Source organism: Caloramator mitchellensis, assembly GCF_001440545.1.
GTDB classification, from domain to species: domain Bacteria; phylum Bacillota; class Clostridia; order Clostridiales; family Caloramatoraceae; genus Caloramator; species Caloramator mitchellensis.
In genome coordinates this window covers 1-14,847 of sequence record NZ_LKHP01000009.1, presented here as the reverse complement: position 1 = coordinate 14,847, position 14,847 = coordinate 1, and the positions used below count along the sequence as shown (strand labels likewise).

16 protein-coding genes are annotated in these 14,847 nt (G+C 31.4%); 3 read left to right on the top strand and 13 right to left on the bottom strand.

The genetic code is table 11. The features are described from left to right. Nucleotides 1–128: 128 nt before the first annotated feature. The 10 genes from nagB to ABG79_RS08155 all read right to left on the bottom strand — a co-directional run bounded on the left by nagB (nt 129) and on the right by ABG79_RS08155 (nt 9,692). On the bottom strand, nt 129–875 hold the full coding sequence (nagB, locus tag ABG79_RS08200) for a glucosamine-6-phosphate deaminase (protein WP_057978996.1): 747 nt from the start codon (nt 873–875) through the stop codon (nt 129–131). Between the two features lie 99 nt (nt 876–974). Beyond that, nucleotides 975–1,805: a PRD domain-containing protein gene (locus ABG79_RS08195; RefSeq protein ID WP_057978995.1), complete on the bottom strand. Its 831-nt coding sequence runs from the start codon at nt 1,803–1,805 to the stop codon at nt 975–977. A 101-nt stretch (nt 1,806–1,906) separates the two neighbouring features. After that, a complete protein-coding gene (locus ABG79_RS08190; protein WP_057978994.1) occupies nt 1,907–2,593 on the bottom strand; it encodes a DUF975 family protein in 687 nt (228 codons plus the stop codon). A gap of 180 nt (nt 2,594–2,773) precedes the next feature. Next, the gene (locus ABG79_RS12520; protein ID WP_057978993.1) at nt 2,774–2,989 is read right to left on the bottom strand and encodes a DUF3791 domain-containing protein; all 216 of its coding nucleotides are present in this window, start codon (nt 2,987–2,989) and stop codon (nt 2,774–2,776) included. A gap of 10 nt (nt 2,990–2,999) precedes the next feature. Next, a complete protein-coding gene (locus ABG79_RS12405; RefSeq protein ID WP_057978992.1) occupies nt 3,000–3,236 on the bottom strand; it encodes a hypothetical protein in 237 nt (78 codons plus the stop codon). 101 nt (nt 3,237–3,337) lie between these two features. Continuing rightward, nucleotides 3,338–3,928 carry a class I SAM-dependent methyltransferase gene (locus ABG79_RS08175; RefSeq protein ID WP_057978991.1) on the bottom strand — a complete coding sequence of 197 codons (591 nt, stop codon included), beginning with the start codon at nt 3,926–3,928 and terminating at the stop codon, nt 3,338–3,340. 17 nt (nt 3,929–3,945) lie between these two features. Beyond that, entirely contained in the window at nt 3,946–6,195 is a 2,250-nt protein-coding gene (locus ABG79_RS08170) for a DEAD/DEAH box helicase family protein (RefSeq protein ID WP_479722825.1), read from the bottom strand. A 17-nt stretch (nt 6,196–6,212) separates the two neighbouring features. Next, complete coding sequence (locus ABG79_RS08165) at nt 6,213–6,920, bottom strand: nuclease-related domain-containing protein (RefSeq protein WP_057978988.1); 708 nt, start codon at nt 6,918–6,920, stop codon at nt 6,213–6,215. A 105-nt stretch (nt 6,921–7,025) separates the two neighbouring features. Continuing rightward, the gene (locus tag ABG79_RS08160) at nt 7,026–8,309 is read right to left on the bottom strand and encodes an adenylosuccinate synthase (protein WP_057978986.1); all 1,284 of its coding nucleotides are present in this window, start codon (nt 8,307–8,309) and stop codon (nt 7,026–7,028) included. A 9-nt stretch (nt 8,310–8,318) separates the two neighbouring features. Further along, the gene (locus ABG79_RS08155; protein ID WP_200956810.1) at nt 8,319–9,692 is read right to left on the bottom strand and encodes an NAD(P)/FAD-dependent oxidoreductase; all 1,374 of its coding nucleotides are present in this window, start codon (nt 9,690–9,692) and stop codon (nt 8,319–8,321) included. A gap of 215 nt (nt 9,693–9,907) precedes the next feature. Here ABG79_RS08155 and ABG79_RS08150 point away from each other — a divergent pair, with 215 nt between their 5' ends. Beyond that, the gene (locus ABG79_RS08150; RefSeq protein ID WP_057978983.1) at nt 9,908–10,429 is read left to right on the top strand and encodes a CDP-alcohol phosphatidyltransferase family protein; all 522 of its coding nucleotides are present in this window, start codon (nt 9,908–9,910) and stop codon (nt 10,427–10,429) included. Here the strand turns inward: ABG79_RS08150 and ABG79_RS08145 are convergent. The 3 genes from ABG79_RS08145 to ABG79_RS08135 all read right to left on the bottom strand — a co-directional run bounded on the left by ABG79_RS08145 (nt 10,426) and on the right by ABG79_RS08135 (nt 13,656). Beyond that, nucleotides 10,426–11,952 carry a methyl-accepting chemotaxis protein gene (locus ABG79_RS08145; RefSeq protein WP_057978981.1) on the bottom strand — a complete coding sequence of 509 codons (1,527 nt, stop codon included), beginning with the start codon at nt 11,950–11,952 and terminating at the stop codon, nt 10,426–10,428. The two genes, ABG79_RS08150 and ABG79_RS08145, sit on opposite strands and share 4 nt — an antisense overlap. Nucleotides 11,953–12,185: 233 nt before the next feature. Beyond that, nucleotides 12,186–12,782 (bottom strand): SOS response-associated peptidase, encoded by a 597-nt coding sequence (locus ABG79_RS08140; protein WP_057978979.1) that lies wholly within the window; start codon nt 12,780–12,782, stop codon nt 12,186–12,188. A gap of 4 nt (nt 12,783–12,786) precedes the next feature. Then, nucleotides 12,787–13,656 (bottom strand): DMT family transporter, encoded by an 870-nt coding sequence (locus tag ABG79_RS08135; protein ID WP_057978977.1) that lies wholly within the window; start codon nt 13,654–13,656, stop codon nt 12,787–12,789. Nucleotides 13,657–13,799: 143 nt separating this feature from the next. On the opposite strand from ABG79_RS08135, the gene ABG79_RS08130 reads away from it, so the two are divergent. Together ABG79_RS08130 and ABG79_RS08125 are read left to right on the top strand one after the other, a co-directional pair. After that, the gene (locus ABG79_RS08130) at nt 13,800–14,387 is read left to right on the top strand and encodes a Uma2 family endonuclease (RefSeq protein ID WP_057978975.1); all 588 of its coding nucleotides are present in this window, start codon (nt 13,800–13,802) and stop codon (nt 14,385–14,387) included. A 160-nt stretch (nt 14,388–14,547) separates the two neighbouring features. Then, nucleotides 14,548–14,814, top strand: coding sequence for a hypothetical protein (locus ABG79_RS08125; RefSeq protein ID WP_057978974.1), 267 nt, complete (start codon nt 14,548–14,550; stop codon nt 14,812–14,814). Nucleotides 14,815–14,847 lie beyond the last annotated feature (33 nt).

The following is a 14,847-nucleotide window of genomic DNA, read 5'->3' as shown; positions in this document are numbered from 1 at the left end:
TAAAAAATCCCCCTTCTTTTTATAAATTTAAAAGAGCCAAAAAGGTAAAGACTACCTTTTTGGCTCTTGCCTTACAAAGTCGCACGCCAATTATTTATAAATATTCTATTAATTTCATTTTATACCTTCTATTGTATGTTGTCAATATTTTCAACATACATAGCTGCTTCTCTATCAAGTATTATAGTCACATCTGGATGAAGCTGCAAAACAGATGCTGGAAGGCCTGGAATAATTGGTCCAAAAATAGCCTTCTTAACTGCCTCGGCTTTTTCCTCTCCGCTTGCAAGTAGTATTATCTTTCTTGAGTGCATAATTGTCTTTATCCCCATGCTTATAGCCCTTCTTGGAACCTCATCAATACTGCTAAAAAATCTTGAATTAGCCTTGATGGTCTCATCATCCAATTCAACTACATGGGTAGTTGCCTCAAACTTTAAATCAGGCTCATTAAACCCAATATGCCCATTCTTACCAATTCCAAGAATCTGAAGGTCTATACCCCCTCTATCCTTTATAAGCTTTTCATATCTTTTGCATTCTTCATATAGGTTTTCCGCCATTCCATCAGGGATGAAAATATTTTCCTTTTTAATGTTCACATGATTAAACAAATTATCAAACATATAATAGTGGTAACTGTTTATATTATCTTGATTTAGCCCAACATATTCATCTAAGTTAAATGTAGTAATACTTGAAAAGTCCAAATCCTCTTCCCTGTGCATTCTAACAAGTTCCCTATACATATAAAGCGGAGTTGAACCCGTTGCAAGCCCTAAAACGCTGTTTGGTTTCAAAAGAATCTGCCCTGCAACCATCAATGCTGCTTTCTTGCTCATAGCTTCATAATTTTCTTCAATTAAAATCCTCATAAAATCCCTCCAAATAAAAAGAGCCGAAGGTTTCCCTTCAGCTCTTGCCTTGTGTTGCACGCTGCCTTAATTTAATTATATAATATTAAACTAAAACATTCAATATACACTCTTGTTTTTCAACTTTTCAATATGCATTGCAAGGTATGTTATTTCATCCTCTGAAATTTTCTCTCCCAATTCATTCTCCATAAATTTAGCAACTAATTTGCCTATATTATATGCCTCTTTATACTTTCTCTTTATTGCAGACTTTAGTTCATTTTTTATAGGTATCTTATTTTTTATTCTGTGCACTGCAAATTTAATATGAGTTACAAACCTTGCATAATCAATTGAATGTCTGTTTATATCAATTTTAAGTTCATCTTCTAATATTTCAGTTATGCTGTTGCATATATATGCACATTTTATAGTCTCAGAAATTCCCTGTCTATTTTTTGCAGCATTTATGTGAAGTGCAATAAATCCAATTTCCCCTTCTGGAACCTCAATATCAAGCCTTTTCTCAATCAGTTCAACTGCCTTTTTTGCAACCTCATAATCCTTTTCATACAGTGCCTCTATCTCAGTTGTAAATGGATTCTCAATTTCATCGTTTTCCTTTATTCTTTTAATAGCAAATGCAATATGGTCAACAAGCTTGATATGGATTTCTCTATCTAAAATTTCAAATTCCTTTGAAACCAATCCAATCACTTCTTCACAAACACCAACAATCTCAGACTCAATATTTTTAGTAAGTTCCTTAAACCTTTCGTTAATATCCTTTTCAAGAATAAAAACCTTTTCAAAACGATTGTTTTCAATAATATCCCCTTTTTTTCTTCCAAAACCCAATCCCTTTTCAATTAAAATATACTCTGTGTTCTCTCTTTTAGCCAAAACTACATTGTTGTTAAAAATTTTAACTATCTCATATGTATTCAAAATATTCCACCCCTTAAAAAGGTTCTATTACTATTATATTATAACAATTCTATTGCAAGTCAGGCAAAATATATTTTAAAATAAAAAGCCTAAGCAAATGCTTAGGCTTCATCATTTTGTTCATCTTTTTGTTCATATGATTCTTGAATTAGCTTCTCATTAACTCCTTCAATTGCCGAAACCTTAGGATTTCTTGCATTCTTCAAATCTTCATAGAAGTTTGCAAATGAAGCATTAACATATGGCCCTAACCATAAAAATCCTATTCCTAAAGTTAATAGAGATAATATTCCCCAGCCTATAAAGCTTAAATACAACAAAAACAAATTCCACTTATATCCCTTCATCATTTCCTTGCTTTTCTTTATAGCCTCTAGGGCTCCTAATTCAGGTTCATCAGCTATTATATAATAAGTTAATGAATAACTTAATGATGCAATTATTCCAGGAATTACAAGCAGCAATGACCACAAGAATATAAAAATACCTATTAATAACTGCGCTAAGAAAGAAGTTTTAAAGTTTTTAAAACCATCAAATAAATTTTCAATTTTTACATCTTCTTTTCTAATAATTTTTAAGAAGCACATAGCAACGCCTAGAGCAAGAGGACCAGAAATAAGTATACTAATTATAACTCCAGCATAAGGAATTGCTCCTAAAAGTCCACCTATTAATGATGGTAGTATTGTAATTAAAACTGCCACTCCCCATTTGCCCTTAAGCTGCTCCCTTGCTGCAGCTCTAAGTTCTGGGTTGATTCTAATTTGAGAAGTATAATTTTCCATATAAATCCCCCTTAATAAAATAAACCTATCACTAAATTATATATAATTTACTTATTTTTTACAAGAAAATTTACTGTTCAAAACTCACATACAGTAATTTATTCAATTAGCTTTTTTTCAAAGATTGCTTTGGCTTTACTCGGTTTTTCTCAGTATAATTTCATAGTTAGCCTGCTAAGTTTAAGCTTGTTTATTACTTGTTCTTGTATTTATATATTGGTCTATGTCTTTAACAATATAATCTCTTCCAGTTGAATGAAGAACATCATAAAAAGATATTATATAATTAAATATATCATATTCATCAAATACTTTTAATGCCTCTTTTCCAGTAAGATTATGCACCTGCTTATAACTCTCAAGACAAAACACAGTAAAATCTAGTGTTTTATTCATAAAAACCACCTCACACCTGTGGGAATGTAATCTTTCCTTTGTCTTTTTCTTCCAAAAACATTTCAAACAGTTTTTCTGTGCTGTATTGCCATATTTTAGTTTCTTCTTGTTCCAATAATTCATAAAGATGAGAAGAATAAAACTCTCTTATAGCATCTTTTTCAGTTATATTTAGTTCTTTTTGTATTCTTTCAACAATACTAGAGCTAATAATGGGCAAAATTGCTTCAAATTGATTTTTTTCCATTTTCTTAGCCTCCTGAATCCTCAAAATGATCAAAAACTAGATAGTTCAAGGCTCTATCTGTATGAAATAGAATTTGATTAAAAAGTTTTTCTACTTTTATACTACATCTTTTTTTCTTTTAAAATCACACTAATCCATATTTCATTTTCTCTTTCTTTTCGAACATCACTAGATTTCCATATTTCCAAAATATCATATATTCCAATCTCATTCAAAGTTTTTGTTAAAGAGTCCTCGTTATAGTAGTTGAATAACCTTCCGTTTCTAAATTGTTCACCTTCACCATATTTAAATGAAGCAAATAATATTCCATTATCATTTAATGCTTTAGCAAACTTGAATAATATATCTTTTATTTCGTTTTTAGGCACATGTAGTATAGAAGCACATGCCCATATTGCATCAAATTCATTTTCAAAGTCTATTTCATTAAAATCCATTTTGATTGTTTGATGACCTGTAAAATTTGAACTTAACTTCACCATTTCCTCTGAAGCATCAATTGCTGTAACCTTAAATCCTTTTTCTATAAAATATTTTGTATCCCTTCCAGAGCCGCAACCGGCATCCAATATGTGATCTCCTCTTTTAAGATATTTTAAAAATCTATCATATGTTTCACCCATATCAACATAAGCAGTATTGTTAAAAAATTCTATAGCGTTTTCATCATAATATTTAATAGAATCCATAAGCAAACTCCTAAATTTTATTTATTAAATCTACTATAATATTCATCTAATTTCTCATCACAGTATTTTTCTATCCATTCCTTTTCTTCATCCAAAAGCTTCTTCCATACATAGGGGCTGAATTCTACATATTCTACATCCTTTGATTTTCTTAAAAACCTCATATCTTCAAATCTTTTAAATGGATTTTCAAAAATATTTCTTTTAACTGCTTTTTTATCAATTTCATCTTTGCAGTATAAGCTATTTGGTTTTTCAACTATTAACCCCTTCTTTTTTCTATTCATATAAAATTCAATAAAGTAATCAACAACATCTTCTATCAATACTTTTCCATAATTATCAGCATATTTTAACATCGCCTTTAAAAGAACAGGTTTATAGGAATATGACATGTCCATCTTTTTAATCATTTCTATAAACATATCTTTCATGTTGTTATGATTTATCAATCTCCATCCGAACTGTTTAGCATAAAATTCAACAGTTTCTTTTTTAAAATAATTGAAAACTTTACTTCCAGTAGGAACTTGAAAGTCAGGTATTATTTTTTCTTCTCTAATATATCTTGCTATCGTTTCCTGCTGAACATCAACCATCCTTACAAACTCCAATTGAGAAATCAAATCTTTAACCTTTTCCTGCCAGTTAAATAAATCTACATATTCATAGTCGGTTACATCTACAGGAAAATCTAAATAAACAGCAGGTTTTTCACCATTTTTAAGCATATTGTCTTCATGCTTTTTCATTTCTTCTGGAGCTAAAACATATTCACCTGGTTTATATTTATCAATGTTGAATATCCTGTGCAAAGATAATCCCATATTAAACATATTTGCATTATCTATAAAATCAAACACCATTAAATATTCTTTTCCTTCATATTTCCTTGTGCCTCTACCTAATTGCTGTAAATAAATGGTTTTAGACATTGTCGGCCTTGCCATAAATAAAACTTCTGTTCTTGGGCTATCCCATCCTTCATTCAAAAGGTCACATGCACATAAAACATTTATATCCCCATGCTCATAATCTTTTAAAATTCTTTGTCTATCCTTTGATGACATAGCTCCTGAAACTGCTTCTGCTTTTACTCCCTCTTCCTTTAGCATTTCTGCAATAGTTTCTGCATGTTTAACCGAAGCACAAAATATTACAGTTTTTTTGTTCTTTACATAGTTTAAATAAGTATCTACAATAACTCTGTTTCTTTCAGGAATAAATATCTTACTTTCAAGATCTTGAGAATTATATTTTATTCCATTAAATCTAACATTTGAAATATCAACATTAGTCTTTACTCTTATGCATCTTATTGGAACTAGTTCCCCCATATCAATAGCCGTCTTTAAGTCTAGCTTATGTGCTACATTCTTAAAAAGTTCAAGTATATCTTCTCCATCCATTCTTTCCGGGGTAGCTGTCAATCCTAATGTAAATTTAGGTTTAAAATAGCCTAATATTTTTTTATATGTTTCTGCTGCACCATGGTGAGCTTCATCAACTATGATATATCCGAATTCAACAGGATTAAAACTTTCAATATTTTGGCTTATACTTTGCACACTACCACAAACAATATAGGAATCTTTTTCCCTTTTTTCAGCTATATATAATCCTGGTTCAAATTCAGGCCAAAACTCCTTAAACTTTTCACTTGCTTGATATACCAAATCCTTTGTATGAGCAAGATACAAAGTTCTTCTCCCAACTCTTTTAGCATCAGTTATAGCTGTAACTGTTTTGCCAGTTCCTGTTGCGTGGTATAAAAGAGCTATGCTTTCGCCTTCCTGTCTCATCTCTTCTAGATTTTTCAATGCTTCTTCTTGGTGATTTTTAAGAACTATAGCTCGTCCTTTTTGTTTTGGTAAAAATTCTTCAAATTCTTTAAATATAGGCATTTCTCCTATAAAGGTTAATATTTCATCCTTTACCTTCTCAGGTTGATCTCTTAACTGTTTATATGCCCATCTATAAACTTTCCAATTCTGATATACAAGACTATTATGCTTTAATAAATCATCATAATATTTACCTTCATTAACTTTATAAGGGTTATGATATTTTTCGCCGTCAATTTCAATTGCAATTTTATAATTATCACATTCAAGTGCAAAATCTATAAATCTATTGTTCCCGTAAATATCAACTACAGGATATTGGACAAATAAATATTTAGTTTTATCTACTCCAAATATATCTGAAAAGAGTTCAATAAATAAATCTTCTGCTGGACTTGCAAGTCTTATTTCGTCTTTTTTCATAATCATCATCCTCTAATTTATTTTGATATATCATTTTTTAATATCAACTCTGCAACTTCGTTTATTTCATCTATACCTAAAAAATTATTAGTAGCATAATTTGATAGATAATCATATAGTTTATTGACTTTTAATACAGGAACATGTTTTGTATAAACCTTTAATTCTTTTGCAGATGTAAAGACGATAATTGAGTTTATGTAATATTTATCGTTTAAGAGATTTCTTAAAGCATTAATATGTCCTTTATTTTGTTTTATCGGATTATAAAATTTATTACCATAAGTCCTGCCCTTGCTTGATTTTTTATATTGCATCCAATATTGTTCTTCTTCATTTCCATATATTTTACCTAAATGGCTTTTTGTTTCTATGCTGAAAATTCCTTTGGGACATACCAAGATATGATCAATTTGAGCTGATTTTTCACCATTATTAATCCTTATATCATTTATCAAAATGTATTCATCAGGGAATTTACTTAATGCTTTTACAACTCTTTTCTCACCTATGCTTCCTCTTGCAAATATAACAAATCTTGATGATGAAAACGCGAATATAAACAAGAAAATTATTTCAGAATATACAGATACATTTGAAGGTTTATCAATTGAATTAATAATAACTTGAAAATTCCATAGCAATAGTAAAAAAGAAATAATGGTAGAAATTAAATAAACCTTATATTGTTTCTTTAAACTTTTTTCTTCTTTTAAAATTTTCATCCCACAATCCCCCAATCATTGATAATTTCCACCTATATAACATTCTAACAAAATTATGTTAGAATTTCTATAAAAGGTCGAAAAAAATCCGGTGATGCCACCGGATTAATACTTCCCTACAACTATTGTGTTTTCCCTTTCTGGACCTACGGAGACTATTGAGATTCTCACTCCTGTAAAGTCCTCAATGAATTTCAGGTATTCCTTTGCGTTCTTTGGAAGGTCTTCGAATGTTTTTGCGTGTTGGATTGAGTCGTCCCAGCCGTCAAATTCCTTATAGATTGGTTTGCATTTTGCTAGGTCTTCAAGGGATGCTGGGAAATATTCAATTACTTTACCGTCTAGCTCATAGCCTGTGCAAACCTTAATCTTTTCTATTCCTGCAAGTGTATCTATCTTTGTTACTGCGATGCTTGTTAGGCCTGATATTCTTACTGCATATTTCAATATTACAAGGTCGAGCCAGCCGCATCTTCTTGCTCTTCCTGTTGTTGTTCCGTATTCAAATCCCTTTTCCCTTATGAATTCTCCTACTTCGTCGAATAGCTCTGTTGGGAATGGCCCTTTTCCAACTCTTGTTGTGTATGCCTTGCAAACCCCAACAACCCTATCTATCATAGTAGGTCCAACCCCAGCTCCTATGCAAACACCGCCTGATATTGGGTGGGAAGAGGTAACATATGGGTATGTTCCATAGTCTATGTCAAGCAAAGTTCCTTGTGCCCCTTCGAATAAAACCTTTTTGTTTTCCTTTATTTTTTCATATAGAACATATGGAGTATCTGTTACAAATTCTCTTATTTTTTCTGCATATTCTATGTATGAATTAAAAACTTCATCAAAGTTCAATTCTTCTTCATTATAAATCTCTTTTATTACTCTATTTTTAGCTTCAAGGTTAGTTTTTAATTTTTCCGCAAATATTTCCCTGTGAAGTAAATCGCAGATTCTTATACCTGTTCTCTCGTGTTTGTCGGTATAGCAAGGGCCTATTCCTTTTCCTGTTGTTCCTATATCCTTGCTGCCCCTTTGCTTTTCTGAATATGCATCTATAAGTTTATGGTATGGCATTATAACATGAGCTCTGTCGCTTATCAAAAGCTTTTTAGGAGTAACAACTACTCCTTCATTTCTTAAATATTCTATTTCATCTAAAAGAGCCTTAGGGTCTATAACAACACCGTCTCCAATTATGCATAATTTTTCATCGTAAAGAATTCCTGATGGTATTAGATGAAGTTTATACTTCTTTTCGTTTGCAATAACTGTATGCCCTGCGTTGTTTCCTCCCTGATATCTTACAACAACGTCAGCGCCTTCTGCTAAAAAGTCTGTTATCTTTCCTTTCCCTTCATCTCCCCATTGGGCACCTATTACTACCAGTCCCATTTAATCACCTCATATCCTCTTTAGTATTTCCCTAGCAATTATTACTCCTGATACAGAAGCCTGTGCAAGCCCTCTTGTGATGCCCGCACCATCTCCACCTGCAAATAGATTTTCTATCTGCGTTTCAAGGTTTTGCGTAAGCTTTACCCTTAATGAGTAGAATTTGACTTCCACACCGTAAAGAAGTGTGTGCTTTGAATAAATTCCTGGGGCAACCTTATCAAGTGCCTCCAACATCTCTATTATATCAGTTAAAAATCTATATGGTAATACCAAACTTAAATCCCCTGCTGTTGCATCCTTTAATGTAGGTTTAACAAGTCCTCTTTTTAACCTTTCCTCAGTTGTTCTTCTTCCCTCTAAAAGGTCTCCAAGCCTTTGAACGATGACGCCATCTCCAAGCATATTCGCAAGACTTGCTACATATTTTCCGTATTCTATAGGAGAATTAAATGGCTTTGTAAAGTTCTTTGAGACAAGGAGTGCAAAATTTGTGTTTTCGCTCTTTTTATTAGCAAAGCTATGTCCATTAACCGTCTTAATGCCTCCGTTGTTTTCAACAACAACCTCTCCAAATGGGTTCATGCAGAATGTTCTTACCCTGTCGTCGAAGGATTTTGTGTAGTAAACAAGTTTTGATTCGTAAACAGCATCGGTAATATCCTTGAAAACAATGGCTGGACATTCAACCCTTACCCCTATATCAACCGGGTTTGTTGTAACCTCAAGGTTTAGCCTTTCTATCTCCTTTGAAAACCAGTCAGAACCCTCTCTTCCTGGTGAAACTACAACATATTTTGCCTCTAAAGTTTCTCCGTTTTTAAGTTCAACACCCTTTACTTTTCCTTCCTCTACTATTAGCCTTTTAACCTCTGTATTTGTCTTAACATCTATTCTTTCTCTTAAATAATCTTCCATGCTCTTTAGAATGTTGAAGCAGTTGTCTGTTCCGAGGTGTCTTATCCTTGCGGGGATGAATTTAAGGTCAGCTGCTGCAGCCTTTTTCATTATTGATTCGACCTCGGGAGTTATGTCGCCGTGAACTTCCTTTGGTCCTCCAAAATCAACATATATTTCATCAACGTAGTTTATTAGTTTGTTTAGCTCCTGTGTATCTATGTATTCGTCAAGAACTCCTCCAAATTCTGTAGTTAATGTTAATTTACCGTCTGAAAAGGCCCCTGCCCCGCCCCAGCCTGATACTATTGCACAGGGTTTGCAGTGCTGGCATTTTACTCCCTTTTCAATTATTGGGCATTTTCTGTTTTTCATGCTCTTTCCCTTTTCCAAAAGAGCGATTTTTAAAGTTGGGCTATACTTTACAAGCTCAAGAGCTGCAAAAATTCCTGATGGCCCTCCTCCAACTATTAATACATCATACATTTTAATACCCCCTTTTATTTTTTAGGGTTTTAGCACAGATTAATATTAACAAAGCTTTTGGTAATAGTCAATAATAAAACGCATTGATAGTTTTGTTATTCGTATATTTGTGTAATATACGAGCAATAATAGAATAATATATTCGTATTTTTGAAATATGTTTTATTTCCAAGTTTTATGATATAATTAAAATAGAACTTGAAAGGAGGGCCGTCATGAATATTCCTAATGCTTTAACATTAATTAGATTTTTACTTGTTCCTTTTTATTTATATATATACTTTTCGGGTTTTAGTAATTCCTTTGTATACGCAATGCTTATATTTTTTGTTGCAGGAGTAACCGATGTATTGGATGGATTTATAGCAAGAAGGTTTAATATGATTACTAAATGGGGAACACTTCTTGACCCTCTTGCCGATAAAATAATGCTTTTAACAGTATTATTTTCATTATCCTATACAAATATAATTCCCCACTGGGTGTTTTTTATAGTTTTTATTAAAGAAGCCCTGATGATTATCGGTGGATTTACTCTGTTTAAAAAACATGAAACAGTTATAGCTGCAAAATACTACGGAAAGGCAGCTACAGTTCTTTTTTATTTAGCAATTGGAACTTTGATTTATAGCAAGACATATGGCATATATTTATTATACTGTGCAATATTTTTAGCCTTCTTTGCTCTATACAATTATCTTGTCCACTATATGCACATAAAAAAACAGGTAGATTAACTACCTGTTTTAAATTTTTCTGTCATGACATATAGTTGTTTTGCGTATTCAAAATTATTCTCAATTATATCAGTTAATTTCATATTCTCTTCTGCTATTTCCGTCATTCCCTTTGCAATCTCGTTAGTTGCAGTTGAAACCTGGATTATAGTTGAGTTAATGCTGCTCATGGATTCATAAATCTCAGAAGTTGCATTTGTTGTTTCGTCTATCATAGAATATACGTATTCTATTACCTTTTTAAACTCTACTCCAATTTTGTTAAACTCTTCGCTTATACTTACAAAATTATTGTAATCGGATATTATCGTTTTATCGAATAACTCGAGTATTTCCCTGGAAATTTCCGAAAGTGAGTTGACTATAAATAAGACGTTTTTAATACTATCCTGTATTTTTGTAACGTCGGCTGATGATTTTTCGGCAAGTTTTTTTACTTCCTGTGCAACAACTGCAAATCCTCTTCCCGATTCTCCAGCTCTTGCAGCTTCAATTGCAGCGTTAAGTGCGAGAAGGTTTGTTTGCTGTGATATCTCAAGTATGCTCTCTGCCACTTTTGAAATTTGGTTTACTATCTTCACATCTTCTATTGCCCTTTGCATTTTTGTTTTTATATCGTTATATGATGTTTTTACATTTTCAATTGTCTTTTTTGTTTTTTTACTTATTTCAAGTGAATTTTTTTCAATTTTTTCTAAAATATCAAGTCCTTGTTTTGTTATATTTTGTGTGTTTTGAGTAGTACTTTTTAATTTTTCAATTTTGTCGTATATTATTTTTGAAAGATTTGATATTTCTTCAATGCTTGCTGAAATCTCCTGGGTAGATGCTGATGCGTGCTGTATTTTAATGTTTATTTTTTCAGAATTTTTATCTATTATCTCAGATGAATTGAGTATATTTTGGCTTCCTTTTTTTAATGTTTCTGCGTATTCTTTCATCTTTTTATTTACTATATTAATACTTTCTTGGATTTTTCCAAGCTCATCCCTTCTTTTAACCTGTATCATATTTGTAAAATCACCAGCTGATATTTTATCTAAGTTTGACGAAATTAATTTTACATCCTTGCTAATTCCCTTTGTAAATAAATAAGCTACTATGGTTAATAATAGCATTATAGTGATGCTCGTTATGATAAATATTCTATTAAAATCACCTTTAACTTTTAAAAAATTTCCTACATCTATGTCTGCACCTGCAATTCCTATTATTTCTCCCTTTGAATTTTTAATTGGGCAAAAGGCACTTAAAAAACTTCCCCATTTATCCGTATAAGGTTCCTTTGTGATTGTTAGTTCACCTTCAAATGCTCTTTTTATTTCATTGCTAAATTCATACGGCTCTCCAATTGGAGTAGGCTCATACGCTGCATCGTTAACGAAAAACAATTTTCCATCCTCAACAGCCATCGTGTAGAAATACTTAATATTGTGCCCAGCAACAAAATCAATCATATTATGCTGAATTGTTTTGTATTCTTCACTACCCATATCCTTTGTTTTTGTAAGTTTTTCAAGCATATCTCCATCTATAACCTTTACACCTTCAGTAATAAATTCCTTAACATCTATTTGATATTTTTCATATGTTCTATTTAATATTATTCAAAAACTTATGAATATTGTAGAAAATATTAAAATCATCAAAACAATACTTGAGATAAGAATTTTATTACCTATACTTTTCATCCCACCATCCCCTAAAAATAATCTAATATATATTATTCAAAAAATAAAAGAACGGTTTCCCGTTCTTAAAATAAAAATTTTAATTGTCCCTCAGTTTGGGGTGTGAATATTAATTTGTTGTTTGTGTTAATATTGATTATATGTTTTGCATCCTCTATATCTCCAAACAGCCAGTAGTCCATTTTGTCTTTATCGATAATAAGCGGCATTCTATCATGTATCCTTGACATTTCTTCGTTAGGCTGAGTTGTTATTATTACAAATGAATTTTCATTATATATTCCACCGAGAAGCAAATACTTTTCATCTTTATATATTTTATATTTTGTTTTGCTTCTATCTTCCTTTTTCCACTCAAAAAATGCGCTTGCAGGTATAAGGCATCTTCTATTGTAGAAGGAATTTTTGAAAAATGGTTTTATATCTATCGTCTCTGCCCTTGCATTTATTATGCTTTTGTTTTGGAATGGAAATCCCCATTTAAATGGTGTTATTAATTTGTCCACATCCTTTGAATTTTTATCCACAGTTTTTGTGATTATGGGTGCAAAATTTGTGGGAAAAATCTCTCCCTTTGTGAATTCTTTATCCTCTATTTTGTTTATTCCAAAATACTTTGCTATATCTTCTATTTCTCCCTCAAGCCAAAATCTTCCGCACATTTTATCACCTTCTTAAGAATTCAAGCTTTGTTTCTACTGTTATTACTGCCATTAGTATTAGAGCACAGCCAAGTATCATTCTAAAAGTGAATACTTCGTTTGTAAATATTACTGAAAATATGCTTCCAAATACAGCCTCCATGCTCAAAAATATCGCTGCAGATGTTGATTTTGTATATTTTTGTGCGACTGTCTGAAGCACAAATGCAACACATGTTGACAAAAGAGCAAGGTAGGCTATAGCAAGGTATGAGTTCATTGTAACTGCCTTAACCGGTGGTTCAAATATAAATGCTGTTAAAAGCGAAAGAATTGCAGCAACTGCAAACTGTATAACAGAAAGATTTATAGGGTCTAATTTTTCAGCAAAGAAGCCAGTTGAAACTATATGCCCTGCATATAGAAATGCACACACCATTGTCAAAAGGTCGCCTATATTTATTGACATTCCTTTATTGTATGTAAGTGCCCCTATCCCAATAAAGCATAGTGCTGCTCCTGCAAATGAGTATATGTCCGGTCTTTTTTTATAAAGAGCCCAAGCCAAAAATGGAACTAATACTACGTTTGTTCCAGTAATAAAGGCCTGTTTTCCTGGCGTAGTGAATTGAAGTCCAATCGTTTGACTGGCAAATGCAAAGTTTAGAAATAGCCCTATTATAAGTCCGCCCTTTAATTCTTCTTTGTTAATGTTTCTGACTCTTTTATAAAAAATTATGGATAATACAACAGTTGCTATTATAAATCTAAAAGCGTTTAAATATAATGGAGTAATTTCAGAAAGCGCACTTTTGGTTGCAACAAATCCTCCCCCCCAAATCATTGCAGTTGAAAGAAGTGCAAGGTTGGATAAAATCGTAATTTTTCTGTCCATAGATAATCCCCCTCATGTGCCAAACATATTTATATTATTATACCATTATAATGCCATAAATTTGAATTCTTTTTTGTGTTCAAAAAAGGTTATTATTTTACAGTATTTCTCAGTATGCTATAATAAGAAAGGAGGTGTTTTATATGCCGCTTGCTGATTTTAAACCTATGACTTTTAAGGACTATTTAGCTTTTCCAGAAAATTCGAATATTCAAATTATTGATGGTATACCATATAATATGTCCCCTTCACCTTCAAGAGTTCATCAAAAAATTATAGTTGAATTGGTTACTTTAATTAATAATCATTTAAAAGCAATTAATTCGTCATGCGAAGTTTACTCTGCACCTTTGGATGTTATTTTTGTTGGTGAAAACGAAAATATGTTTTCTTCTAAAGATGTGGTTCAGCCAGATATTTTTGTTGTTTGTGATAAAAGTAAACTTAGCGATAAAGGTGTTGTAGGAAGCCCTGATTTTATAATTGAAATCGTATCACCATCTTCTGCTTCTATTGATTATGTAAAAAAATTAAATTTATATAATCACTATAAGGTTAAAGAATATTGGATTATAAACCCAAATAATCAAAAAATACTAGTATATAAATTACAGGAAGATAAAGAGTTCGGACCACCTGAACAATTTACATTTGAAGATGAAGTTAAAATTGATTTGTTAGATTTGAAGATTAATTTTAAATGGGTAAAAAATATTATGGATATTGTTTAAAAGAACATTATAATAAAAACAATAGGCTATTAGCTATCCATTGAGATATTCAGAAAAATTAAATTTTGTTCAATTCCCTCAAATAAAAAGTCTATGTGATTATTTTATAATTTACTTGGCTATGATATAATTATATTATCATTTCCGGAGGTGTTTATATATGGATAATCAGAATCTTTTAGCAGCAATTGAAGAATTACTCGATAAAAAATTAGAACCTATTAACAATAAACTTATAAAGATTGAGGGAAAATTAGATTCTGTTTTTAATCAAGTTGCTGACCTTACAGAATTTAAAACGGATGTTAATACTAAACTTGATAATATTTCAAGTGAAGTTAGCGAAATTAAAGAGGATTTATCGGCAGTTGAGCTTGTAACTTCTAAAAATTGGAATGAAATTGCTCGTTTAAAGATAGCAAAGTAATTAAGGGGTAGGTGATTCACCTACCCCTTCTTT